The organism is Arthrobacter sp. SE2, from assembly GCF_058244265.1.
In genome coordinates, this window is sequence record NZ_JBZAYA010000048.1 from 1 (window position 1) to 1,555 (window position 1,555).

Consider the following 1,555-nt stretch of genomic DNA (forward strand, 5'->3'; position numbering starts at 1 on the left):
CGGAATTTGTCAAGGTGAATGAGGCCAGTGGGAGTTAGGCTGCTGCTTTTGTGTCGTTTTTCTCGGCTGGTTTGTTGATCCAGGCGGCGTCGGGGATGGCGAGGATTTTGGGGTCGTTGTTGGTGGTGAATCGTTCGGGTGTTTTTGCCCGTGCGGCGGCGAGGGTTTTGGTGCGTTCGAGGGCTTTGCCGGCGGCCAGTCCGTAGTGGACGTCTGCCGGGGTGTTGAGGCCGATACCGGTGTGGCAATGGGTGTGGTTGTACCCCTCGACGAAGGATTCCATGAAGGCCCTCGCGTCAGGCAGGGAGCCGAAGCGTTCGGGGAATTCGGGAGCGAACTTCAGTGATTTGAACCAGGCCTCGCTGTACGGATTATCATTGCTGACCCGGGGCCGGGAATGGGACCGGGTGACTTCCAGGTCCGAGAGCAGCGCGGCGACTGTTTTGGACGTCATCGAGGTGCCACGGTCCGCATGCACGATCTGAGGGACGCCGTGGATCCCGAAGATTTCCTTCATCATTTCCACGGCCAGTTCGCCGGACTCCTGGGCGTGGACGTAGGCGCCGACAATGTAGCGGGAATAGATGTCGATCATCACGTAGCAGTCGTAGTATTTGCCCTTGATCGGGCCAGCGAGTTTGGTGATGTCCCACGAATAAACCTGCCCGGGGCCAGCCGCGACCAGCTCGGGCACGGCCCGGGCTGGGTGGCGTGCCTGTCGGCGGCGTTCCTTGACCTGGCGGTTCTCCTCCAGGACGCGGTAGAACGTGGAGATTGAGCACAAGTAGATGCCTTCATCCAGGAGTCGGGCATAGATCTGCACCGGCGGCAGGTCGATGAAATCCGTCGAGTTCACCGTCGCCAGGATGTGTGCGCGCTCGGCCGCTGAGAGCTTGTTTGCAGGCGCCGGGGCCGGCGGAGGGTCTTCCATTGCGATGCGGGGTTTACGGGTTGCTGTGGCTCTGGAGACCCCGGCAATCACGGCTGCTTCCCTGGTCGGGAAATCCGCCTGGGTCAGGGCGGTGTAGGCGCCCATCAGGGTTTCTTGTACCAGGGCTGCTGCTCCGCGCTTTCGGAGATATCCTCCAAAAGCAGTCGTGCTTTTTCCATAATCGACAACGCAGCTTCAGTCCGTGCCAGCTTGCGTTCACTCACCTCAAGCTGCCGACGTAGACGCCCGATTTCTGCCTGTTCAGCAGTGGGCTTGCCGATCTTTTCCCCGGGCTCCTTGCCCTCCAGGACGCCGGCGTCGCGGAGCTTGCGCCACTCGGTGATCTGTGATGAATACAGGCCCTCACGGCGCAGGTATGCCCCGCCGCCGGTGCCGTCGTCACAGGCCTGCTGATACGCATCCAAGTACGCCAATTTTTGTGCCGGAGTGAACGACCTACGAGAGGACGGCCCACCGGCGCGGGGGCCAGCATTGCTCATGGACCCATTCTCCCGCGGCGGGGAAATCGTGGAGACAGACATTAGTGGTGATCCTGATTCTCGCCCTACGGATTAGACGAAGTTGCAATGAGCCGCTGGCCTCATCCAACCCTGACACGTAGGG

General features: G+C 61.2%; 1 protein-coding gene. It reads right to left on the reverse strand.

Features of this window, described 5'->3' with window-relative positions; genetic code table 11:
* Nucleotides 1–34: 34 nt before the first annotated feature.
* A protein-coding gene (locus tag AC4CS3_RS23880) for an IS3 family transposase (protein WP_490785533.1) occupies nucleotides 35–1,431 on the reverse strand; the annotation gives its coding sequence in 2 pieces (ribosomal slippage) (nucleotides 35–1,080 and nucleotides 1,080–1,431; 1,398 coding nt in all).
* Between the last annotated feature and the right edge of the window lie 124 nt (nucleotides 1,432–1,555).